This is a genomic window from Methylobacterium sp. CM6246 (assembly GCF_054818005.1).
This window is the reverse complement of record NZ_JBTXKY010000001.1, coordinates 1,648,384-1,667,967: the sequence shown is the minus strand read 5'-3', so window position 1 is coordinate 1,667,967 and position 19,584 is coordinate 1,648,384. Positions and strand designations below refer to the sequence as shown.

The following is a 19,584-nucleotide window of genomic DNA, read 5'->3' as shown; positions in this document are numbered from 1 at the left end:
GACGAGCCGATCAGAGACGCGAGACAGCCACCAGCTCGCTCTCGCGAATCGCCCGCTCGCCGGCTTCCGTACGGATCCGGTAGGAACGCTCGCCGGTCTGATCCTCGGGCATGAGACGAAGGATCTCGAACACCTCGCCGCCGCCCTTGTCGCCCGGTAGCCCAAGCTGCACCCGGCAGACGCGCTGGCCGATCTTGAATTTGTGGGTCATGCCAAGCTCCTGAGGCGGGGTCTCGAACGGGGCGCTCGAGGGCGGCCGACCGCATCGCGATCGGACCGGTCCCCAATGTCTTGATGCTCACGCGCCCGCGTGCCGGATCGGCAACTGCTTCGGCGTTGAGACCTTACCGCTTCTTGGCCGCCTTGGCCTTGCGGGCAAGGTAGCGTGCATCGCGCTGGAGCTTCTGCTCGGCCTGGAGGGCCTTGGCACGCTCCTGGGCGGCGAGCTGCTCGGCAGCCTTGCGCTCGGCCTCGGCCTGACGCTCGGCCTCGGCCTGGGCGGCGGCACGCGCGAGGTCTGCCTCGCGCTGGGCGGCGCGCTCGGACGCGCGGGCCTCGCGGGCATCAACCACGGCGCGGCGCGCGGACTGGCGGGCGAGGACGGCCGGATCATCGGCAGTCGGGCGAGCCCGGAACCGGGCCAGCATCTCGGACCGCGCCTTGGCAGCGGCCTCCAGTCGATCGACGACGCCTTGCTTGTTCGGAAAGCTCACAGACACTCCTGAGTTGGGCGCGGCGGGCCGCCGTCACCCCGGGATCGAATGCAGATACGAAGAAGCCGCTCCCTCGGGAGCGGCTTCAACACGGGCCGTCTAGCGGCGATCAGACCGTCTGAAGCTGGCCGGCCGACTCCTTGCCGCTGCGGCGGTCGGTTTCCAGCTCGTAAGAGACCTTCTGGCCCTCGTTCAGGCCACGCAGGCCGGCGCGCTCGACAGCCGAGACGTGAACGAACACGTCCTTGCCGCCGTCATCCGGCTGGATGAAGCCGTAGCCCTTGGTCTCGTTGAACCACTTGACGGTTCCGGTGCTCATGGAATTCCTCGATCTTCGCAGGCGTAGTGAGAAATGGCATCCGCTCGTAAAAGCAAATGCCGGTATCGACCGATAGCGATAGGAAAGTCAGAACCGCCCTGCGAAGACGTAACGGTCCAAGATATCCGGACACGTGCCGATGCGGCTGAGATAGACCCTCACCCGCGCATTGGCAAGTCCGCCGAACTATTTCCGCGCGGATCAGGATCGACGAGGCCGGCTTCGTTTCGACCGGCAGTGAACCGAGAGACGGCTGGAAGATGCACGCCTCCAGGCAGATGGCGGCCGCTGTCGAAGGGCCGCGTGGCCCGGCGTCCAGGCACTTCGGACCGTTTCCGCAGGCTGATCAGGCCGTATGCAGGCGCAGGACCCCTTCGCCACGGCGATGGCCCACCGTCGTTACCGCCACCTCGCGGGCCGACCCTGCCGCGACGAGACCCGCCGCGAGAGCCGCCCCGAGCGGGGCGACGACCTCGAGACCGTGCCCGATCACGTCGCCGAGCGCCCGGATATCGGCACCCGGCACGAGCCGCGTGAGCACGTCCCGCTCCTCCTCGGTGATCACGGTGACGCCCGAGGCTCCGGACAGGACGCGGTCCGGGGCCGAGAGGCCGGCCTGCAGCCAGAGCGCTTCGAGGCTGGCGGCGACGCTGCCGGGGACGCGCCGCGTGCGGTCGCTCGCGACACGGTCCACCCGGGCGAGCGCCCGAGCCCCGCGAGCAGCCGCGTGTGCTTCCGATTCCAGCATCAGGAAGGCTGCGCAGCTCCCCAGGATGAAGCCGGACGCCGACGCAGCCCGCTCGAAAACCGGACGGTACGGTGCGCGGGCGAGGTAGCCGCCCATCTCATGGACCACGAGCACGTCCGGCCGTTCCGCGCTGTAGGAGCCGCCGACCAGGATCGCGTCGATCTGCCCCGAAGCGATTCGCGCCTGCGCGATCCGCAGCGCATCCACGCCGGCCGCCTCCTCCCCCATGAAGGTCCGCGAGGCCCCCGTGACCCCGTGCACGATGGCGATGTTGCCGGCGAGCAGGTTCGAGAGCTGGGCGAGGAACAGCGTCGGCCGCAGGTCGTTCTGCAGCCGCTCATTGAGATAGGCGCCCGGATCGGCGGCATCGCGCAGACCCGTCAGGATCGCGCCATCGACGGCGTAGTCGCGCTCGCCCCCGCCCGCCGCGACGACGAGATGGAGCGCCTGCTTGAGGACGGCATCGTCCTTCACGCCCGCGGAATCCAGGGCGAGGCCGGCGGCGTAGACACCCAGACGCTGCCACGCCTCCATCTGCCGCTGGTCGCTGCGCTTTGGGATCTGCTGGTCCCAGGTGATCGGCGGTGCCGGATGTACGCAATAGGGGGCGAACGTCTCGGTGTCGGTCCGGGGCGCCGCGCCGGCATCGAGGGCCGCGAGATGCGCGTCGATCCCTTCGCCCGCGCAGGAGACGAGGCCGAGGCCGGTGACGACGACCGGACGGCTCATGGCTGCGCCGGGTCCGCGAACAGGCCGATTGCCTGGGCCCGCGCGCGCATCGGCACGTCGAGCCCATCCGGGAACGGCATGGTGCGGAAGCGCAGTTCGGCGTCGCACAGCGCCGTCCCGGCATGGCTGATCGCCGCCTTCGTCACGGCGTAGCCCGAGCCGTCATGCTCCAGCGTCGCGGTCACGATCAGGTCCGCGCCAGGCCCGACGAAGGACCGGAACCGGGCCTTGTCCACGCCGGTGAGGAACGGCATCCGGGTGAAATCGAGATGGGCGAGCACGAGGTAGCCGGAGGCCTGCGCCATGGTCTCGGTCAGCAGCACCCCGGGGACCAGCGGATGGCCGGGGAAGTGTCCCTCGAAGACAGGGCTTTCCATCGGAACCCGAGCCAGCGCCTCGATCCGGCCGGCGGCCCGATCGAGGTGCCGGACGGAATCGATCATCTCGAAATATTCGAGGCGCATGGGGCGTCGGGCTCTGGCGCGTCAGACCTTGGCGGCCTTCTCGGCCACCAGGCCGTCGATGCGCGCGCACAGGTTCTTGAGGACGAAATACTGCTCGGCCGGGACCTTGCCCTCGTTGACTTCCTGGGTCCAGCGCTCGAGCGGCAGCTTGATCCCGAAAGCCTTGTCCACCGCGAAGGCGATGTCGAGGAACGCCAGGCTGTCGATGCCGAGGTCGTCGATGGCGTGGCTCTCCGGGGTGATCCTGTCCCGGGGGATGTCGGCGGTCTCGGCTATGATGTCGGCCACGCGCTGGAAGGTGGCGCTGCCGTGGGCGGGCTCGTCGGACATGTCTTCTCGCGGGCTGTTCGGTTTCCGGATCGGTCGGGCGGGGAGCCCCCCTCGACGCCGGGCGACCCGGCGCTCACGCCCCGCGCGGCCACCAATACGCGTACGGGGCCCGCTACGGGCCCGTCGGACGGCCGCGACCTCTACACGAGGGGGTCAGGGGCGGCAACCGCGGCGGTTCCCGGTGCGTTGCAGCGCTGGTTCGGGGTCGTGCACCGGATCGTGTGCGCGGACGCCCCCTGCGCCGCGACGAATTCGGCCTATGTGCGCAGCATCGGTTGCGCGGCGTCAGGAGACGAGACGGATGTTACCCACGGTCCAGCCCGTCACGGCTCCGGCCCATCCCGGCCCCCCACCGCCGCCGGAGCGGGCGCGCTCCCAGGGCGCGGCCCGGGTCGTGCTGGTGCTGGCGCTCTCGGCGCTCGGGCTCTGGATCCTGCACGGGTTCCTGCCGGCGCTGGCCTGGGCGGTGGTGCTGGCGATCGCGCTGTGGCCGCTCTACGCCCGCCTGGAGCGCCGCTTCCCACCGGGCCGGCACAATCTGCTGCTGCCGACCCTGATGACCACCGCGGTGGCCCTGGTGTTCCTCGCGCCCCTGGCGATCCTGGGGGTTCAGGCGGCACGCGAGGCCCACGACGTCGCCGAGTTCGTGCGCAACGCCGAGGCGAGCGGCATCCCGGCCCCCGAATTCCTGCAGCACCTGCCCTACGGCGCCGCACAGGCGACCGCGTGGTGGAACGACAATCTCGGGCACGCCCAGGCGGGATCCGACCTGCTGCACCGGTTCGACAACCACTCGGTGGTCGGCGCCTCACGGAACTTCGGACGCGAGGTGGTGCACCGGATCGTGCTGTTCGGTTTCAGCCTGGTCGCCTTGTTCTTCCTGTTCCGCGACTGGCGCACGATCACCGAGCAGGCCCGCTCCGCCTGCGACCGGCTGTTCGGCCCCCGGGGCGAGCGCGTCGCCCGGCAGATGGTGGCTTCGGTGCACGGGACCGTCGACGGCCTCGTTCTGGTCGGACTCGGCGAGGGCTTCATCCTCGGGGTGGTCTACTACTTCGCCGGGGTACCGCACCCGGTGCTGCTCGGGGCCTTCACGGCGGTGGCCGCCATGATCCCGTTCGGCGCGGCGCTCGCCATCGCGATCGCGGCGCTCCTCTTGGTGGCGGCGGGTTCGATGAAGGCCGCGGTCGTCGTGGCCGTGGCCGGATTCGTGGTCACGTTCGCGGCCGACCACTTCGTTCGGCCGGCGCTGATCGGGGGCACCACGAAGCTGCCGTTCCTGTGGGTGCTGCTCGGGATCCTGGGTGGCGTCGAGACTTTCGGGCTGCTTGGCCTGTTCGTCGGCCCGGCCGTCATGGCGGCGCTGGTCCTGCTCTGGCGGGAATTCACCGAGGGCCACGACAAGACGGCGTGATCGCGTCTAGGGCGTCGCCGTGTCTCGAAGGCGTGCGGGCGCCGTTCGGGACGATGCCCTAATCAGCCGCGCTCGCACCGGCCGAGGCTTCCATGCGACGCCGGTCCTGGCGCCAATCGGCGGGCTTCTCGAAGGTCCCGGCCCAGAGGCCGCGCCGCGTCGCCCAGGCGTGGCCCTCCTGCGGGGTGTAGGCCACCGTGACCTGGCGGCTGGCCAAGGCATGGCCCTGGGCGACCATCCAGGCCGAGAGGTCCTCGCCATGCGCGCGGCAGACGCCCGCAATGCCGCTGACGGGCGTACCGTCGCGGCGCTCGCAGGTGACGACGCCGCTGCCGATATGGGCGGTCAGCGCCAGGGCGGCGTCGCGACCGCAGCGGTATTCCCGGCCGGTGACGGTCTGGCAGCTCTGCGCCGTCTCCGGCGCGTCGATCCCGTAGAGGTTGATGCGGGTGCCGTGCACCTCGATCGTGTCGCCGTCGATCACCGTCGCCGGTCCGCTGATCGTTCCGGCCGCGGCGGCGGGGGAACAGAGGAGCAAGAGGGCGAGCATCGATCTTGTCATTGGAAAGCTGTCCACGAACGACCGGCAAGGATTTCTCGAAGGGCCCGGAATCGCCGGCCATTGTGGCGCTTTTGCTGGCTCAGCCATGCGCTTTGGGAAGACCCGGGCGTCCCGCGGAGCGCGCTCGACCGACCGTTACGCGAAGAGATTGCGAAAGCGTTGCCCCTCAGCTTCCACATTTCACGCGCAGGGACGGGCATCGAGCCGGCGATCCACCGACATCCGCGACGGTATGGGACCGGAATCCGGCGAACCGAACGTCAAGTCCGGTACTTGCCGCTCCGCTTGACCAGGACCCGGGTGCCGACCGGGACGCGCTCGTAGAGGTCGGCGATGTCCTCGTTGAGCATCCGGACGCAGCCCGACGACATCTGCTCGCCGATGCTCCAGGGCTCGTTGGTTCCGTGGATCCGGAACAGGATGTCGCGGTTGCCCTGGTAGAGGTACAGGGCCCGGGCGCCCAGCGGGTTGTCGACGCCGCCCTTGCGGGTGCGGGGCAGGTCGGGGTTGAGCGAGACCATCGTGACGGTCGGGCTCCAATCCGGCCAGACGCCCTTGCGGCCGACGCGCGCCTCACCCTTCCAGGAGAAGCCGGCCTTGCCGACGCCGACGCCGTACTGCATCGCGGTGCCGTCGGCCTGGACCAGGAGGAGCTGGCGCTGGTCGATGTCGACCAGGATCGTGCCGGGCTTCTCCGGACCGTTGTAGCTCACCTGCTGGCGGCGGTACTTCGGATCGAGGCGGGCGGTGTCGACCAGCGGGATGTCGAACGGCTTGTCGGCCTTCGTCCCGATGTACCAGGCCGATTCATCGTCCTGTGCGAGCTGGGACGGGCGGGTCTGGCAGGCAGCCAGCGGCGCGATCGCCACCACGGCGAGCAGAATTCGCGAGAGCAGGAGCCGGCGAATTCGGCTCCAGGCCGACAGGTGGGATGCGATCATGGGTCCTGACATGCGGGATACGGTCCAGGGCGCTATGCCTACCGTCTCCCCGTCTGCGACGATGTAGCTTTTGCGCCGCACGGACGCGCGAGCGCCCACTGCCACGGCCATGGTTGCGCCCTAATTCGGCGTGGAAGATCGCGGACCGGTACGGCCTTCAAACGGTCGCTGCCGGTTCCTGGGCGACGACGGCGCCCCTGAGATCCGGCATCCGCGGAGGCACGACATGGCCGAGACCGAGACGCTTGCGACCGACGCGGCGGTCGTCCCCGGGGACCTTCTGCGCCCGGCCATCCACCTCGACCATTGCGTGATCCACGTCACCGACTGGTCGCGGTCCAACGCCTTCTACCGCGACGTGGTCGGCGCCGAGGTGATCGAGCGCGGGAGCGGCTTCGCCTACCGGTTCGGCGGCGTGCAGCTCAATTGCCACGGGCCGGGCGTGAAGGCGGAGCCGGTGGCGGCGCAACCCGTGCTCCCGGGGAACAGCGATCTGTGCTTCCGCTGGTCGGGCACGATCGAGGCCGCGATGGCGCATCTCGAGGCGGCTGGCGTGCCGGTGGAGCTGGGCCCGGTCGAGCGTCACGGCGCGGCAGGCCTCGGCCTCAGCGTCTACTTCCGCGACCCGGACGGCTCGCTCCTGGAATTCATCACCTATCCGACCGCGTGAGGTCAGCCCCGACTCTCAGCGAGCGCCTGGTTGGTCTGCTCCAGCCGCAGCGCCAGCACCCGCATCAGCGCGATGCTGATCTGGGGAAACTGCGCCAGCAGCTCCAGGAACACGCCGCGGTCGATCCGCAACGCCGTCACCGCCGTCTCCGCCGTCACCGTGGCGGAGCGGGGCTGGTCGGCCAGGATGCCCATCTCGCCGACCAGGGCGTCCTGCCCGAGCAGCGCCAGCCGGACCGGGCCGGCCGGCCCGTCGATGCTCACCTCGGCGCTGCCCATGAGGATCACGTAGGCGGCATCGGCCACGTCGCCCCGAGCGAAGAAGCGTTGGCCCGGCTCGAAATGCACGCGCTCGCTGGTGAAGGCCAGAAGCTTCAGGCGCGCCGGCTCCACCTCGCGGAACAGCGGCACCTGCCGCAGGGAGGAAACCTCGGTGTCGAGGGTCATGCACTGGCTCCGCGACGGGTGTCACGCCCTCGCGGGCATGGGTGGTACTGAGAGGGCCGGACCGGCCGACGACATATCCATGCGGTTCATCAAGCCCTTGTCCAGTCCCAGGCCCGACGCAATCCGCACGGTTCAGTACCTGATCGTCAGCCTACTGACGATTGCATGCGCTGGCCTGGCGAATCCCGGGACCGCCCAGGCGCGCCTGGTTCAGGCGGACCTCGCCCGGGTGGCGGCTGCCCCTGCGCCCGGCGCCCAGGCGCCGCTCTCCGTGCCGGTGACGGACGCGCGGACCGGGCGCACCACAACGCTGGGAGAGGCGCTGGGCGGGCGCGCCACCCTCCTGCTGCCGGTGGATTACACCTGCGGGAACGTCTGCGACCCGATGCTGTCCATGGCCGCCGACGCGCTGGCCGCCACCGGCCTCCCCGCGGACCAGTACGCGTGGGTGCTCGTCGGGATCGATCCCCGCGACGACGCCGCGGCCGCGCGTCGCATGCTGGACGAGACGCTCGGACCGCGTGGGGCCGGCGTCACGCCCTTGCTCGTCACCGATGCCGCCCTCGTCCGGCTGACCGGAGCACTGGGTTACACGGCCGTTTACGATCCCGGGACCGACAGCTTCGCCCATCCCGCCGCCGCGATGCTGCTGACCGGCGACGGCCGGGTGGCGCGGGTGCTCTCGCCCCTGGCGCTGACCGGCCGGGACCTCCGGCTCGCCCTGACGGAGGCCGGCGAGGGGCGGGTCGGCGGCCTGGCCGACCGTCTGGCGCTGCTGTGCTACGGCTACGATGCCGCACGCGGCCTCTACACGCCGCTGGTCCAGCGCATCCTGACCGTGGCCGGCCTCGCCACGATCCTGGGGATCGGCCTGCTGGTGTTCGGCCTGTCTCGCAGGACGCGGGCGGGGCCCGGCTGACGGGCGGCGCCTCAGCGCTTCGTCGAAAGCCCCTGCTCGCCCGGTGCCGGCGCCTCACGCTTCAGGCTGGCGTTGAGGTGCGGCGAATCGATCGGCTCCTCGCGGGTGGTCGGCGTGGGCGAATCCTCAGGGGCCGGCATCGGCGGGAGCGGCGGCGTATTCGGCTTCACGGCCGGCTCGGATCCGGCCGCGTCCTTGACCATGTTGCGGTTCGTCACTGGCGGAAACCTCTCTTCATGAGCCTGCATCGCGGGATCCGGGCGCGGCCGCGCGAGAGTAGGCCGGCCTTGGGCCGTTCGGCAGCGGGCGCCTGCGGAGAAACGCGCAGATCAACCGGGGACCAACGCCGCACTCAGCCCGCGGTTGCCGCCAAGCTTAGCTTTGCCAAACTTGGCCACGTCTCATGACAGGAACCTTGGTTATTGCTGAAGGTTGTTGCGGGGTGAAGCGAAGCCTGAGGAGGAACTGATGGCATCCGGAAATTCAACCTCGAAGCGGGGCTTTGCCTCGATGGACCTGTCGCGGCAGCGCGAGATCGCCAGCAAGGGCGGACGCAGCGTGCCGGCCGAGAAGCGCTCCTTCTCGCAGGACCGCGAACTGGCCTCGACGGCCGGTCGCAAGGGTGGGCAGTCCACGGGGACCGGCCGCGCCGAGTGACGCACCGGACCGAACGAGTCGCGTAACGGCGCCGCGTCCCCTGGACCGGCGCCGTCTTTTTTTGACCGACCGGCTCACGTCATCGCGGGAACTCACACTGCGGCCCAGACACCAGAAAGCCCCGCCGGACGGACGGGGCTTTCTGGTGTCTGGAAGAGGACCAGCCGGGCTATCAGGAAATGCAGCGACCCGGAATCATGCGGCGGGCCTCGGGTCCGACCAGGGAGCTGAGCGCGGTCTCGCACCCCTCGCGGACCAGACGGCGCGGCTGCTGCGGCTGCTTCAGGAGCGGCCGGATGCCGATTTCCTGCCCCTCCTCGGCGACCGGGCCCGAACGGCTGTCGACGCGCTGTACCCCGGCGACCCGAGTCGGGCTGAGAGCCAGGGAGGCCGGGCGCATGCCGGGAAGCGGCGCCTGAACGGCGGCCGCCGCGGTCAGCACCGGCGGCGTCCAGCGGTCGGCGGTCTCACGCACCACCGGCTGAATCAGCACGGTGAGAAGAGCCGCGGGAGCACTCACGCCCAGAATGAAACCCGACCGCAGCATCGCCCCGACCTCATCATGAGAGCTTGACAGGATGTTTCCACAACGCGGCGTGCAATTGCAGGTTCCACAACTATCCCGTCCCTGTGGGCACTGAGTATTCGTTCGCGTTCAAGCCGTTGGTGCGACGGCGCACCGGCGTCATCCACAACCGTCCCCTGTGCGGAAAAAGTCACGCTCGCTTAAAAAGCGCATTGTCCGGAACCTCCCGGCCCGGCGCTCGTTCTCACGACACCCGGCCACCTGGTCCTCCCCGCATTCCCCTTGTGCATCGGCCGGAACCTCTTCGACGGGCTGGAGCCATCTCCAGCCCGTTTTTTTGCGCGCCGCAGGTCAGGGGCATCGCGAGGGACACCGCAAACAAAAACCCCGGCTTTCGCCGGGGCTTGTTCGGGACAGTCCTGCGGGCCGAGCCCGGAGACGGCGGACCGCCCCCGGTTACTGCAGAGAACCGACTTTCGTGGTCACGCCGACTTGGCTTCCCGGCGGCGCGCCGTCTGCTGGAAGAACAGCGCCTGGCTGATCACCGCGGAGACGTTCGCCGGCTGGAACGGCTTGGCGATGAGGAAGGCCGGCTCGGGCCGCTCACCCGTAAGGAAGCGCTCCGGATAGGCGGTGATGAAGATCACCGGCACTTCGAAGGTTTTCAGCAGGTCGTTCACCGCGTCAAGGCCCGAGGAGCCGTCGGCGAGCTGGATGTCGGCCAGGATCAGGCCGGGACGCTTGCCGTCGCTGGCGATCTTGATCGCCTCGGTGCGGGTACGGGCGACACCGATGACGTTGTGGCCGAGGCCTTCCACCAAGGCCTCGAGGTCCATGGCGATCAGCGGCTCGTCCTCGATGATGAGGATCTCGGTGGCCATGTCGGCGGCGAGCTCGCGGCCGGCCTCGTCCACCAGGTCGCGGACCTCGGAGACGTCCACGGCCAGGATGATCGCGGCGTCCTCTTCCGAGAAGCCTTCGAGGCAGGAGAGCAGGAAGGCCTGGCGCGGCAGCGGCGTGATCTGGCCGAGGCGGACTTCGGCGGGGAGGTCGTGCTGGACCTGCTCGCTGCGTCCGTTCACCGACAGGGAGTTCCAGATCCGGGTGAACACCCGGAACAGGTCGGCCTTGATGTTGGTGCTGCGGCCGAGCGTATCCGGCTCGTTGACGAGGGTTTCCAGGGTGGCCGCGACATAGGCGTCGCCCGCCACTTGGCTCCCCGTGAGCGCCCGAGCGTAGCGGCGCAGGTACGGCAGGTGCTGTACCACGAGTTGCGATGTCGACATTCGATCCCCTGTGCCTCGCCGTGTTGCCCGGCCGCGATGCCTCGGTCCGCGACCGAGGCCGTGCCGGGGCCGGCTTGTATCCTGCGCAGCCTACCGCCCAACGCGGCGGCCCGCACTCCGTTCCGGCCCCCAGCGGAACCGATCCGGCGGGCGGGCGTTGCAGCCGCAGCCATGGCGTATGTCGAGCCGCAGTACAATGCGGCCCAGCGGACTTCGGCAATAAGGGGCGTGTGGATGGCGGATCAGGGTAAGGATGCAGCCCCCAATGCGGGCGATCCATATACTGGCACCGCCGCAGAACCCACGGCACCGTCCGAAGCGCGCCAATCCGGGGCTTCCCGGGGCATCGCGACATCCGCTGGTGCGCGCTCCGACGGGAGCGGCCTGAGCGACCAGACCCGCAACCGCATCGCCGCTCAGTTGCGCGCGATGTACGATACCGTCGCCCTACAGCCCGTGCCCGACCGGTTTGCCGAACTCATCGCCAAGCTGGACGGCGGTGAGCGCGAGAAAACCTGAGCGGTGGAAGTCTTCAGCGACGGAAGGCTTGAGATTGGAAGGCCCGGGCGGCACCGGTGGACCCTGTGGATCCTGATGTCGCCGCGATGAAAAAGCCGCCGTTTGGGACGGCGGCTCTTCCCAAGTCCATCGTCAGCCCGGCGCCAGCGCCGGCCTCTACGATGGCTTTAAAGCGTCGGCGAACGGCCACGCATCAGGCCGACAACGGCCGAGATCGCGAACAGGACGATCGCCACGAAGAACACAAGCTTGGCAGCTTCCATGGCGGTACCGGCAATACCACCGAAACCGAGCAGAGCGGCGACCAGAGCCACGACGAGGAAAGTTACGGCCCAACCGAGCATTGTGCGTATCCTTTGAAAGGTCCGGCGCGGGCGGCCGCGTCGTTCTGGACTCCAAAACGCCAAGGTTTGGTTCTGGTTCCGCACACTTGACAAAGCCCACCGGTTTCGTCTCGCTGGCGAACCGCCCCGCGACGATTGGGTGACGGAACGGGAGTCAGACGGTCGCGTTCGCTGTTAGGTCACTAGGTCCGAACCGGGATCCGAGATGCTGCAAGCTGCAAAGAGAGCCGTTCGATCCAAGCTCGCCGCCCTGGCGGCGCGTGTCACCGAGATTGTCGATGGTGCCGCCGACGCGGCGCGCGCGGCCGCCCTCGGCCTCGGCGTGGCGCCGGCCCCCGTACCGGTCCCCGTTCGCGTCCGGTCCGGGCGTTCGCACCGCGCGGGCTGACGTCCCGCATGCCCTGAGGTACGGCTTCCTCCGAGACCGTTGTCCTCAGGGAAAGCCCCCTGGCCGCTGCGCCCGATTGCGCGGCGATCGCGCGCAACCGTAGAACCACCGCCGGCACGGGACGGGGTGGCGATGACGGTCGAAGACGAGAGCGGGCCGCGTGTCGAGCGCTCCCTGCCCGAAAGCGGGCGCATGGAGCGCGTAGCCCCGCTGATCCGGCGGCGGATCGCCCCGAACGGCGGCCCCTTCACGGCAACCGGCACCTGCACCTACGTGGTGGGCCAGGATCGCGTGGCGGTGATCGATCCCGGCCCTGACGATCCCAGCCACATCGCGGCGCTCCTGGACGACCTCGGCCCCGAGCGCGTCGAGGCGATCGTGGTGACCCACACCCATCGCGATCATTCGCCGGGCGCCCGCCTGCTGGCCGCCCGGACCGGGGCGCCGATCGTCGGCTGCGGCCCGCACCGGGCCGCCCGCGCCTTGGCGGAGGGCGAGGCGCCGATGCTCGATGCCAGCTCGGACGCGGCGCACGCGCCGGCGCGCATCCTGGCGGAGGGCGACGCCGTATCCGGTCCCGGCTGGACCCTCGTGGCCGTGGAGACCCCCGGCCACACGATGAACCACCTCGCCTTCGCGCTGCCCGAGGCGGAAGCCCTGTTCTCGGGCGACCACGTCATGGCCTGGAACACCACGATCGTCGCCCCCCCGGACGGGGAGATGCGGGCCTACATGGCCTCTCTGGAGAAGCTGCGCGGGCGCGGCGAGACGATCTACTGGCCCGGCCATGGCGGCCCGGTCCGCGAGCCCGTGCGGCTCGTCCGCTGCCTGATCGGCCACCGTCGCCAGCGGGAGGCGGCGATCCGCGCCCGGCTGGTCGCCGGGGACACGCGCATCCCGGAGGTGGTGGCGGCGATCTACCAGGGGCTCGATCCGCGGCTGCGGGGCGCGGCCGCCCTGTCGGTGTTCGCCCATCTCGAGGATCTGGTCGGGCGCGGGCTGGTCGCCTGCGACGGGCCGCCGCGGCTCGATGCGACCTACGTGCCCGCCTGACCCTACTTCACCGCAAGCGCGAGGTTGGCGACGTCGTCGAGATAGGCGCGGATCCGGTCGGCGTTGGTGCCGAAGTCGCGCCCGCCGAGCCGAGAGGCCGAGCGCACGTCGATCCGGGCACCGTCGGCCCGGGGGCGGATCCGCACGGTCACGTCGTCGGGCAGGTTCAGGATGAGGCCCCGGGCCACGGCCTCGATCCGCCCGTTGCCGGTGCGTCCCCCGGGACGGATCGCCTCGACGATCTGCCAATGCCGGTTGAGGGCCGCCTTGCGGGCCAACTCGAACGCCTCGTCGGCGCCGATGTCGAGGGTCAGCGGGGCGATCTGCGGGTAGGCGGCGCGCTGGCGCTCGCGGATTGCCGGGCCGGGATCGGCCGGGTAGCGCCCACCCCGGGCCGCGAAGGCGGCGCGCGAGCGCGAGAAGGCCGGCGGGTTGTCGATATCGGTGGTGATGTCCGACAGGACCGGCAGGCGCAGGCCGCGCACGCCCAGATAGGCCGGGTAGCCCAGCAGGAGGATCGCCAGCACCAGGCCGGCCAGCGCGGCGCCCAGGCCGCGCGCGCCCTCGCGCCAGACATGCACGAACGCGAAGACGGCCGCCACCGCCGCGGCCAGGGCGACGCACAGCCCGGCCGCGAGCGCCACCAGCGCCGCGTCGGTGTCGGCGCGCGGGTCCCGCACCAGGATCAGGGCGAGACCGGTGGCGAGGATTGAGAACACTGCGAGCTGCCGCGACAGCGGCCCGGCTCGGGTGACGGGATCCTCGATAAGCTGGCGGCGCATGGGGGTCACGGAGGGGTTCGGGGCCGGAGTTCAGGGTCGGGCGGCAGGCGCGGAGATCGGGGTCAGGGTGCGTAGGCGCGGGCGGCACCGCTCAGCCCGAGGGCGGCCGGCACCTTGAAGGGATCGGGCAGCATCGCCTCGCCTTGAGACACGATCTGCGCCGTGGGGGCATCCAACGGACCCGTCACCTCGAACAGCAGCCCGCGGCCCGGGAGGTCGGCCAGCGGTCGCAGCGCCAAGTCGCCCCGGGCCGCGATCCGCCGGCCCGGCAGCGACACCTGACCCTGAAGGCTCGCCCCGACGCTCGGGCCCCGCAGGCCGGATTCGGCGAACTCGCCGATCCCGTCGGAGAAGCGCAGGGTGATCGCGGCACGCTCGAAGGCGGTCCGGCCGTTCCGGCGCGCCAGCGCCCCGGTGGGCACCGCACCGTTGCGGTGGACGAGCTCCGCCAGGTCGAGCCCCGTGATCGCACCGCCATCGACCGAGAGGGTCGCGCGGCCGCCGAGGCTGGCGAGCAGGGAGCCGCTGTCGCGGGCGCTACCCTCCAGGCTGAACTGGCCCTGCAGCGGGCCGCTCAGCCAGCGTCCCGCGCCGATCTCGCCCAGCAGGGAACCGATATCGACCCGGTCGAGGCTACCCTGCATCCGCACGTCGGTCTCGGCCGGATCCGCGGCGCTCGCCAGGGTCACGCGCCCCTTGAGCATGCCGTCCTGCACGCGCGCCCGGTTCACCGCGACCTCCACGGCCGCGTCCCGCACCAGGATGCTGGCGGCGAGGTCCTGTGCCAGGACCGGCCCGACGCGGCCCTCGGCCGCGGAGAGGCGCAGGTCGAGATCGCCACCGGTCAGTGGTCCCAGCGCCAGGGAGGCCGGCTCGGCCTGGAACAGCCGGATCAGGTCGGCGAGAAGCGGCGACAGGTTGAGCGTCTCGGCCGCCAGGGTGGCCTGGACCGAGAGGCGCGGCTCGGGCTCCGCCCCGAGAGTCACGGCGCCGGCCCCATCCAAGACGTCGTCGCCGAGCCCCACTCGCAGGCTCGGCCACGACACCGACCTGTCCCCGGTCTCGAACCGTCCGTCGAGCGAGATGGTGCCGGCGAGGGCGGCGAGCGGTGCGTCGCGCCCGAGCCAGGCCAGGGTCCTGGGGAGCGCACGGCTCTCGAACCGGGCGCGCCCGGCCAGGACCGGCAGGCCGCCGCCGTCGGATGGCGGTCCTGCCGTCCCCTCGGCCGCCAGGCTGCCATCCGGCCAAGTCACCGTCGCCGTGAACGGCGTGCGCAGGCCCTGAGCGATATAGGCCGGCAGCATGTGGGCCAGGGCGATCCGTGTCGGCACGCCCCGCCAGGTCATGCTGGCATGGGCCTCGGCGGTCGCGCTCCAAAACGGCCAGGCGAGATCGATGTCGATGTCCCGGGCGTCCGTGCCGTCGCCGACCCAGGCGCCGTTGAGGGCGATCCGGCGCGGGTGCTGGGTCGCGCCCGCCCGCATCCGTCCGGCCAGCCGCGCCATCGGCTCGCGCCAGGCGGCGACATCCGGCGACAGGCGCGCCGCGTCGAGCCGCAACCCGCCCAGGGCGGCGCGGCCGGCGAGCAGGCCGATCGGATCGAGCTCGATCGTCAGGCGGCCGCCCTCCGCAAGCGTCGGCCCGGCGGATCCGGCAGCGAGGCGGACACGCTCGAGGCTGAGGCGGGGCATCGGGAGGAGCGTGAGCTGCGCGGGCCCCTCGGCGGTCAGCGCGAGGCCGTACTCATCGAGTGCGGGACCCGCGAAGGTCATCGCCCGGCCGCCGTCGACCGACCAGTCCTGCAGGCCGAGCCCTGCGAGGACCAGGCATCCAAGGGCGGCAACGAAGATGGGGCGGCGCGGCGACATCATGCTCCGGATGGGCGAGCCGCAGGCGCGGCCAGGGGCCGGGTGCGGCGCCAGCCCCCTCAAGCCGTCGCGGCCCGGTAGGGTCTGCTCGTTGCGTTAACCTCATAGCGCGCTCGGGACGCCTTGTCTGCGGGGGCCCCGCCCGGCGACCCCGCTCTCCCCAGGCTCGCGGGTTACGGATCGCCCCGGACACCATGCGGGCCGTGTGCACCGGCACTGGATTTCGGCCGCGGAATCGGGGACAGCGGGCCGAGGAAACGTAGTTCCCAAGATTTCGACCGGGCCAGACCGGACGAGAAAAGGACGGTTCGATGAAGAAGGTCTACACGGATCCCACCGCGGCCTTGGCCGGCCTGCTGCGCGACGACATGATGGTCATGTGCGGCGGGTTCGGCCTCTGCGGCATCCCCGACGAGCTGATCGAGGCGGTGCGCGCCTCGGGCGTCAAGGGCCTGACCATCGTGTCGAACAATGCCGGCATCGACGGGGTCGGCCTGGGCAAGCTCCTGGACACCCGGCAGGTGCGCAAGATGATCTCGTCCTATGTCGGCGAGAACAAGGAGTTCGCCCGGCAGTATCTCGGAGGCGAGTTGGAGATCGAGTTCAACCCGCAGGGGACCCTGGCCGAGCGCATCCGCGCGGGCGGCGCCGGCATTCCGGCCTTCTTCACCAAGACCGGCGTCGGCACCAAGGTCGCCGAGGGCAAGGAGGTGCGGGAGTTCGACGGCGAGCACTACGTGATGGAGCGCGGGCTGTTCGCGGACCTCGCCATCGTGCACGCCCATACCGGCGATACCGAGGGCAACCTCCGCTACCGGATGACCGCCCGCAACTTCAACCCGATGATGGCCACGGCGGCCACGATGACGGTGGCGCAGGTGGAGCACCTCGTGCAGCCGGGCACCATCGACCCGGACACGATCCACACCCCCGGCATCTTCGTGAAGCGGATCATCGAGGTCGGCGCGCGCGAGAAGCGGATCGAGCAGCGCACCACGCGCAAGCGCGACGACAGCACGCCGGCGGCCGCCGCCGGCGGCGGCACCCACTAGTCGAGGGAAAGGGAATAGAACGATGGCCTGGACCCGCGAGCAGATGGCGGCGCGCGCCGCCAAGGAACTGGAAGACGGCTTCTACGTGAACCTCGGCATCGGCATCCCCACGCTGGTGTCGAACTACATCCCCGACGGCATGTCGGTGCAGCTGCAATCCGAGAACGGCATGCTCGGCATGGGTCCCTTCCCGTACGAGGGCGAGGAAGACCCGGACCTGATCAACGCCGGCAAGCAGACGATCACGGCGCTGCCGACCACGAGCTACTTCTCGTCGGCGGATTCCTTCGGGATGATCCGGGGCGGGCACATCAACCTGTCGATCCTCGGCGCCATGCAGGTGGCCGGCAACGGCGACCTCGCCAACTGGATGATCCCCGGCAAGATGGTGAAGGGGATGGGCGGCGCGATGGACCTCGTCGCCGGGGTGAAGCGCGTCATCGTGGTGATGGAGCACGTCGCCAAGAACAAGGACGGCACCGAAAGCGCAAAGCTGCTCAAGGCCTGCGACCTGCCGCTCACCGGAACCCAGGTGGTCGACCTCGTGATCACCGATCTCGGGGTGTTCGAGATCGACAAGAAGGGCGACGGCGGCATGAAACTGATCGAGCTCGCCGACGGCGTCACCGAGGACGAGATCCGCGCGAAGACCGAAGCCGACTACACCGTCGCCCTCGCGGGCTGACGGCTGCCAGACACCGGGTCCGCCTCAGGAGGCCCGGATTCCAGCGAGGAAGCGGGACACCTCGGCGTTCAGGCGCCCGGACTGGTCCGAGAGCGTGGCGGCCGCCCCCAGGACCTGGGTCGCGGCCGCCCCGGTCCGCTCGGACGCATCCGCGACGCCGACGATGTTGCTCGTGACCGCACCGGTCCCCAGCGCGGCCTCGGAGACGTTGCGGACGATCTCCTGGGTCGCGGCACCCTGCTGCTCGACCGCGGCCGCGATGCTGGCGGTGACGCCGTCGATCTCGCCGATGCGGCTGGTGATCCCACCGATGGCCGCCACGGCATTCTCGGTCACGGCCCGGATCGCGCCGACCTGGCCGGTGATCTCGTCCGTGACCCGGGCGGTCTGGCCGGCGAGCGCCTTGACCTCCGTCGCCACCACGGCGAAGCCCCGCCCCGCCTCGCCGGCGCGCGCCGCCTCGATGGTGGCGTTGAGCGCCAGCAGGTTGGTCCGGTTGGCGATGTCGGCGATCAGCCCGACCATCTCGCCGATCTTCGCCGAGGTCTGGCTCAGGGCCTGAACCAGCTTGGTGGTCTGCCCGGCCTCCTAGGCCGCGATCCGGGTGAGCCCAGCCGAGCCCGTGACCTGACGTCCGATCTCCTGCACCGAGGTTCCGAGCTGTTCCGCGGCGGCCGCGACCGTCTGGACGTTCCCGGCCGCCTCCTCGGCCGCCGAGGCGACGGTGGCGGCCTGCATCGCCGCCAGGCTGGCGGTGTCGGTCATGTCCTGGGCGGCTTTCTGCAGCGCGCTCGCCGATGTCGAGACGGTGTCGACGATGCCGACCATGGTCTGCTCGAAGCTGTCGGCCAGCTCGGCACGGGCACGCCTGCGCTCGGACGAGGCCGCCTGATCGGCGCGACGCCGGATCTCGGCCTGCTCGGCAGCCTCCGCGGCGACCAAGCGCTTGATCCCTTCCACGGCGCGCCCGACGGCACCGATCTCGTCGCCGCGGGCGGCCTCGAGGATCTCGCTGTCGGCCTCTCCGCGCCCCATGCGCTCGAGGGTCTGGACCAGCCGTTTGAGCGGGGCCGTCACGCCGAGAACGACCACGGCGACGCCCGCCCCGATGGCGACGGCAAGGCCGATTGTTGCCGCCGCGACCAGGAGAAGGGTCGCCCGGGAGGCCACCCCCTCGGACTCGTCCCGCTCCCGTTGAAGGTCGCCCTTCAGAACATCGACCCGAGCCTGTATCATCTCCACCAGCTTGGCCCGGAGCGGATTGCCCTCGGCCAGCAGGATGGCGCTGGCGGCTTCGGCCTCCCCGCGCTCCGCGCTCGCGGCAACCCGATCGACCACGGCGCCGAACGCCGTCAGGATCTGCCGCAATGTCTCCCCGGCCGAGCGCCGCGCGGGCGTGTCGGCCATCTGCATCAGGGCATCGAGCAAGCTGAACGCGTGCGCCGTGTTCTGCTTGATGAGGGTCTGGTACCCCGCCATCTGCGACTCGCGCGTTTCGAGGACGAGGTTGCGCGCCTGGACGGCGATCTCACCGAAATCGATCTGGAGGCCGAGGATCATCGCGAGGCGGTTGGCCTGGACATCGACGATCTGCCGGGTCTGGGCCGATTGGGCGATCAGGCTCGCACGCGCGTAGACGATCAATCCTCCGGCGGCCAAAGCCACGATGACGAGCGGAATGGCAAATTTCACGAGAATTTTTGCGTCACGCAACAATTTCATCGTGCCGATCCCGCATCTTGGAAAATCGATCCAGGATATCTCGTATCATCGCGAAAACATCAACGGCCAAAATAGCCTAGACGACGGCGGAAATACGGACGTCATAGTAGAGATTTTGTAGATCTCACCAATCCGTTCTCACATATTTTTCTATGAAAAACGGTTCCACACCCTAATAATATTATTCTTCGTCGGCTGTCGACAAATCCAGCGCGGTTCTGAGCTGTCGCCAGCCTCAGCGCGTGGGCGACAAATCCCTCGCTGGTGCGCAACGCCGCTTCGTGCCGACGATGTGTGCGATCGCCGCCGGTGTCCCGCGACAGCGAGCGTTGCCACAGTACCCTCCGCGCGGCCGGCCATGCCCCGGGAACCAAGAGAACGCCCGCGTGGATGAACAACCCGCGCGCCGCAGCCAGCCGTGCCGACCGCGGCGCGCGAGACTCCCAA

The 19,584-nt window shown here is 70.2% G+C and carries 24 protein-coding genes and 1 pseudogene; 9 read left to right on the top strand and 16 right to left on the bottom strand.

Going from position 1 to position 19,584, the window contains the following annotated elements:
- Positions 1-10 precede the first annotated feature (10 nt).
- From ACYQPG_RS08295 to ACYQPG_RS08270, 6 genes are all read right to left on the bottom strand, one after another.
- A complete protein-coding gene (locus tag ACYQPG_RS08295; RefSeq protein WP_147907526.1) occupies positions 11-211 on the bottom strand; it encodes a hypothetical protein in 201 nt (66 codons plus the stop codon).
- Positions 212-344: 133 nt separating this feature from the next.
- Positions 345-713, bottom strand: a complete 369-nt coding sequence (locus ACYQPG_RS08290) for a DUF6481 family protein (protein WP_147898657.1) — start codon at positions 711-713, stop codon at positions 345-347.
- A gap of 109 nt (positions 714-822) precedes the next feature.
- Positions 823-1,032: a cold-shock protein gene (locus ACYQPG_RS08285; RefSeq protein WP_007568877.1), complete on the bottom strand. Its 210-nt coding sequence runs from the start codon at positions 1,030-1,032 to the stop codon at positions 823-825.
- A 346-nt stretch (positions 1,033-1,378) separates the two neighbouring features.
- Positions 1,379-2,509: a beta-ketoacyl-ACP synthase gene (locus ACYQPG_RS08280; protein WP_461230717.1), complete on the bottom strand. Its 1,131-nt coding sequence runs from the start codon at positions 2,507-2,509 to the stop codon at positions 1,379-1,381.
- Entirely contained in the window at positions 2,506-2,973 is a 468-nt protein-coding gene (locus tag ACYQPG_RS08275; RefSeq protein WP_147907528.1) for a 3-hydroxyacyl-ACP dehydratase FabZ family protein, read from the bottom strand. Before ACYQPG_RS08275 ends, ACYQPG_RS08280 begins: the two co-directional genes overlap by 4 nt.
- A gap of 21 nt (positions 2,974-2,994) precedes the next feature.
- Complete coding sequence (locus tag ACYQPG_RS08270) at positions 2,995-3,303, bottom strand: acyl carrier protein (protein ID WP_147856187.1); 309 nt, start codon at positions 3,301-3,303, stop codon at positions 2,995-2,997.
- A 301-nt stretch (positions 3,304-3,604) separates the two neighbouring features.
- Here ACYQPG_RS08270 and ACYQPG_RS08265 point away from each other — a divergent pair, with 301 nt between their 5' ends.
- A complete protein-coding gene (locus ACYQPG_RS08265; RefSeq protein ID WP_147898653.1) occupies positions 3,605-4,717 on the top strand; it encodes an AI-2E family transporter in 1,113 nt (370 codons plus the stop codon).
- A gap of 58 nt (positions 4,718-4,775) precedes the next feature.
- Here the strand turns inward: ACYQPG_RS08265 and ACYQPG_RS08260 are convergent, their stop codons facing one another.
- Positions 4,776-5,267: a thermonuclease family protein gene (locus ACYQPG_RS08260; RefSeq protein WP_246692175.1), complete on the bottom strand. Its 492-nt coding sequence runs from the start codon at positions 5,265-5,267 to the stop codon at positions 4,776-4,778.
- A 272-nt stretch (positions 5,268-5,539) separates the two neighbouring features.
- Positions 5,540-6,232, bottom strand: a complete 693-nt coding sequence (locus tag ACYQPG_RS08255; RefSeq protein ID WP_461230716.1) for a L,D-transpeptidase — start codon at positions 6,230-6,232, stop codon at positions 5,540-5,542.
- A gap of 214 nt (positions 6,233-6,446) precedes the next feature.
- Between ACYQPG_RS08255 and ACYQPG_RS08250 the strand changes: the two genes are divergently transcribed.
- Complete coding sequence (locus ACYQPG_RS08250; protein ID WP_147907531.1) at positions 6,447-6,890, top strand: VOC family protein; 444 nt, start codon at positions 6,447-6,449, stop codon at positions 6,888-6,890.
- A 2-nt stretch (positions 6,891-6,892) separates the two neighbouring features.
- On the opposite strand, the gene ACYQPG_RS08245 is transcribed toward ACYQPG_RS08250, so the two are convergent.
- Positions 6,893-7,336: a cyclic nucleotide-binding domain-containing protein gene (locus tag ACYQPG_RS08245; protein WP_147855109.1), complete on the bottom strand. Its 444-nt coding sequence runs from the start codon at positions 7,334-7,336 to the stop codon at positions 6,893-6,895.
- 79 nt (positions 7,337-7,415) lie between these two features.
- Between ACYQPG_RS08245 and ACYQPG_RS08240 the strand changes: the two genes are divergently transcribed.
- Complete coding sequence (locus ACYQPG_RS08240) at positions 7,416-8,255, top strand: thioredoxin domain-containing protein (protein ID WP_461230715.1); 840 nt, start codon at positions 7,416-7,418, stop codon at positions 8,253-8,255.
- An 11-nt stretch (positions 8,256-8,266) separates the two neighbouring features.
- Here the strand turns inward: ACYQPG_RS08240 and ACYQPG_RS08235 are convergent, their stop codons facing one another.
- Positions 8,267-8,473 carry a hypothetical protein gene (locus tag ACYQPG_RS08235; protein ID WP_147907532.1) on the bottom strand — a complete coding sequence of 69 codons (207 nt, stop codon included), beginning with the start codon at positions 8,471-8,473 and terminating at the stop codon, positions 8,267-8,269.
- A 250-nt stretch (positions 8,474-8,723) separates the two neighbouring features.
- Between ACYQPG_RS08235 and ACYQPG_RS08230 the strand changes: the two genes are divergently transcribed.
- Positions 8,724-8,912 (top strand): con-10 family general stress protein, encoded by a 189-nt coding sequence (locus tag ACYQPG_RS08230; RefSeq protein WP_147907533.1) that lies wholly within the window; start codon positions 8,724-8,726, stop codon positions 8,910-8,912.
- A gap of 172 nt (positions 8,913-9,084) precedes the next feature.
- Here ACYQPG_RS08230 and ACYQPG_RS08225 read toward each other — a convergent pair whose 3' ends face one another.
- The gene (locus tag ACYQPG_RS08225) at positions 9,085-9,459 is read right to left on the bottom strand and encodes a hypothetical protein (protein WP_147940623.1); all 375 of its coding nucleotides are present in this window, start codon (positions 9,457-9,459) and stop codon (positions 9,085-9,087) included.
- Positions 9,460-9,920: 461 nt separating this feature from the next.
- Positions 9,921-10,724, bottom strand: coding sequence for a response regulator (locus ACYQPG_RS08220; RefSeq protein WP_147907535.1), 804 nt, complete (start codon positions 10,722-10,724; stop codon positions 9,921-9,923).
- Between the two features lie 171 nt (positions 10,725-10,895).
- Between ACYQPG_RS08220 and ACYQPG_RS08215 the strand changes: the two genes are divergently transcribed.
- Positions 10,896-11,243, top strand: a complete 348-nt coding sequence (locus ACYQPG_RS08215; RefSeq protein ID WP_246692840.1) for a NepR family anti-sigma factor — start codon at positions 10,896-10,898, stop codon at positions 11,241-11,243.
- A gap of 167 nt (positions 11,244-11,410) precedes the next feature.
- On the opposite strand, the gene ACYQPG_RS08210 is transcribed toward ACYQPG_RS08215, so the two are convergent.
- Positions 11,411-11,587, bottom strand: coding sequence for a DUF1328 domain-containing protein (locus ACYQPG_RS08210; protein ID WP_007568853.1), 177 nt, complete (start codon positions 11,585-11,587; stop codon positions 11,411-11,413).
- A 205-nt stretch (positions 11,588-11,792) separates the two neighbouring features.
- On the opposite strand from ACYQPG_RS08210, the gene ACYQPG_RS08205 reads away from it, so the two are divergent.
- Positions 11,793-11,975 (top strand): hypothetical protein, encoded by a 183-nt coding sequence (locus ACYQPG_RS08205; RefSeq protein WP_147898650.1) that lies wholly within the window; start codon positions 11,793-11,795, stop codon positions 11,973-11,975.
- A gap of 132 nt (positions 11,976-12,107) precedes the next feature.
- Complete coding sequence (locus ACYQPG_RS08200; protein ID WP_461230714.1) at positions 12,108-13,028, top strand: MBL fold metallo-hydrolase; 921 nt, start codon at positions 12,108-12,110, stop codon at positions 13,026-13,028.
- Between the two features lie 2 nt (positions 13,029-13,030).
- Here ACYQPG_RS08200 and ACYQPG_RS08195 read toward each other — a convergent pair whose 3' ends face one another.
- Positions 13,031-13,810, bottom strand: a complete 780-nt coding sequence (locus ACYQPG_RS08195) for a DUF1499 domain-containing protein (RefSeq protein WP_147907537.1) — start codon at positions 13,808-13,810, stop codon at positions 13,031-13,033.
- 62 nt (positions 13,811-13,872) lie between these two features.
- A complete protein-coding gene (locus tag ACYQPG_RS08190; RefSeq protein ID WP_461230713.1) occupies positions 13,873-15,678 on the bottom strand; it encodes an AsmA family protein in 1,806 nt (601 codons plus the stop codon).
- Positions 15,679-15,989: 311 nt separating this feature from the next.
- Between ACYQPG_RS08190 and ACYQPG_RS08185 the strand changes: the two genes are divergently transcribed.
- Both ACYQPG_RS08185 and ACYQPG_RS08180 read left to right on the top strand, forming a co-directional pair.
- Positions 15,990-16,730, top strand: coding sequence for a CoA transferase subunit A (locus ACYQPG_RS08185; protein ID WP_461230712.1), 741 nt, complete (start codon positions 15,990-15,992; stop codon positions 16,728-16,730).
- A 22-nt stretch (positions 16,731-16,752) separates the two neighbouring features.
- The gene (locus tag ACYQPG_RS08180) at positions 16,753-17,415 is read left to right on the top strand and encodes a CoA transferase subunit B (RefSeq protein ID WP_147907540.1); all 663 of its coding nucleotides are present in this window, start codon (positions 16,753-16,755) and stop codon (positions 17,413-17,415) included.
- A 24-nt stretch (positions 17,416-17,439) separates the two neighbouring features.
- On the opposite strand, the pseudogene ACYQPG_RS08175 reads toward ACYQPG_RS08180, so the two are convergent.
- Positions 17,440-19,137: pseudogene (locus tag ACYQPG_RS08175) on the bottom strand (methyl-accepting chemotaxis protein).
- Between the last annotated feature and the right edge of the window lie 447 nt (positions 19,138-19,584).

Bases quoted from the DNA above. Each gene is read 5' to 3' on its own strand.
- ACYQPG_RS08295 (WP_147907526.1), bottom strand. From the start codon at position 211: ATGACCCACAAATTCAAGATCGGCCAGCGCGTCTGCCGGGTGCAGCTT.
- ACYQPG_RS08285 (WP_007568877.1), bottom strand. From the start codon at position 1,032: ATGAGCACCGGAACCGTCAAGTGGTTCAACGAGACCAAGGGCTACGGC.
- ACYQPG_RS08280 (WP_461230717.1), bottom strand. From the start codon at position 2,509: ATGAGCCGTCCGGTCGTCGTCACCGGCCTCGGCCTCGTCTCCTGCGCG.
- ACYQPG_RS08275 (WP_147907528.1), bottom strand. From the start codon at position 2,973: ATGCGCCTCGAATATTTCGAGATGATCGATTCCGTCCGGCACCTCGAT.
- ACYQPG_RS08270 (WP_147856187.1), bottom strand. From the start codon at position 3,303: ATGTCCGACGAGCCCGCCCACGGCAGCGCCACCTTCCAGCGCGTGGCC.
- ACYQPG_RS08265 (WP_147898653.1), top strand. From the start codon at position 3,605: ATGTTACCCACGGTCCAGCCCGTCACGGCTCCGGCCCATCCCGGCCCC.
- ACYQPG_RS08260 (WP_246692175.1), bottom strand. From the start codon at position 5,267: ATGCTCGCCCTCTTGCTCCTCTGTTCCCCCGCCGCCGCGGCCGGAACG.
- ACYQPG_RS08255 (WP_461230716.1), bottom strand. From the start codon at position 6,232: ATGTCAGGACCCATGATCGCATCCCACCTGTCGGCCTGGAGCCGAATT.
- ACYQPG_RS08250 (WP_147907531.1), top strand. From the start codon at position 6,447: ATGGCCGAGACCGAGACGCTTGCGACCGACGCGGCGGTCGTCCCCGGG.
- ACYQPG_RS08245 (WP_147855109.1), bottom strand. From the start codon at position 7,336: ATGACCCTCGACACCGAGGTTTCCTCCCTGCGGCAGGTGCCGCTGTTC.
- ACYQPG_RS08240 (WP_461230715.1), top strand. From the start codon at position 7,416: ATGCGGTTCATCAAGCCCTTGTCCAGTCCCAGGCCCGACGCAATCCGC.
- ACYQPG_RS08230 (WP_147907533.1), top strand. From the start codon at position 8,724: ATGGCATCCGGAAATTCAACCTCGAAGCGGGGCTTTGCCTCGATGGAC.
- ACYQPG_RS08225 (WP_147940623.1), bottom strand. From the start codon at position 9,459: ATGCTGCGGTCGGGTTTCATTCTGGGCGTGAGTGCTCCCGCGGCTCTT.
- ACYQPG_RS08220 (WP_147907535.1), bottom strand. From the start codon at position 10,724: ATGTCGACATCGCAACTCGTGGTACAGCACCTGCCGTACCTGCGCCGC.
- ACYQPG_RS08215 (WP_246692840.1), top strand. From the start codon at position 10,896: ATGGCGTATGTCGAGCCGCAGTACAATGCGGCCCAGCGGACTTCGGCA.
- ACYQPG_RS08210 (WP_007568853.1), bottom strand. From the start codon at position 11,587: ATGCTCGGTTGGGCCGTAACTTTCCTCGTCGTGGCTCTGGTCGCCGCT.
- ACYQPG_RS08205 (WP_147898650.1), top strand. From the start codon at position 11,793: ATGCTGCAAGCTGCAAAGAGAGCCGTTCGATCCAAGCTCGCCGCCCTG.
- ACYQPG_RS08200 (WP_461230714.1), top strand. From the start codon at position 12,108: ATGACGGTCGAAGACGAGAGCGGGCCGCGTGTCGAGCGCTCCCTGCCC.
- ACYQPG_RS08195 (WP_147907537.1), bottom strand. From the start codon at position 13,810: ATGCGCCGCCAGCTTATCGAGGATCCCGTCACCCGAGCCGGGCCGCTG.
- ACYQPG_RS08190 (WP_461230713.1), bottom strand. From the start codon at position 15,678: ATGTCGCCGCGCCGCCCCATCTTCGTTGCCGCCCTTGGATGCCTGGTC.
- ACYQPG_RS08185 (WP_461230712.1), top strand. From the start codon at position 15,990: ATGAAGAAGGTCTACACGGATCCCACCGCGGCCTTGGCCGGCCTGCTG.
- ACYQPG_RS08180 (WP_147907540.1), top strand. From the start codon at position 16,753: ATGGCCTGGACCCGCGAGCAGATGGCGGCGCGCGCCGCCAAGGAACTG.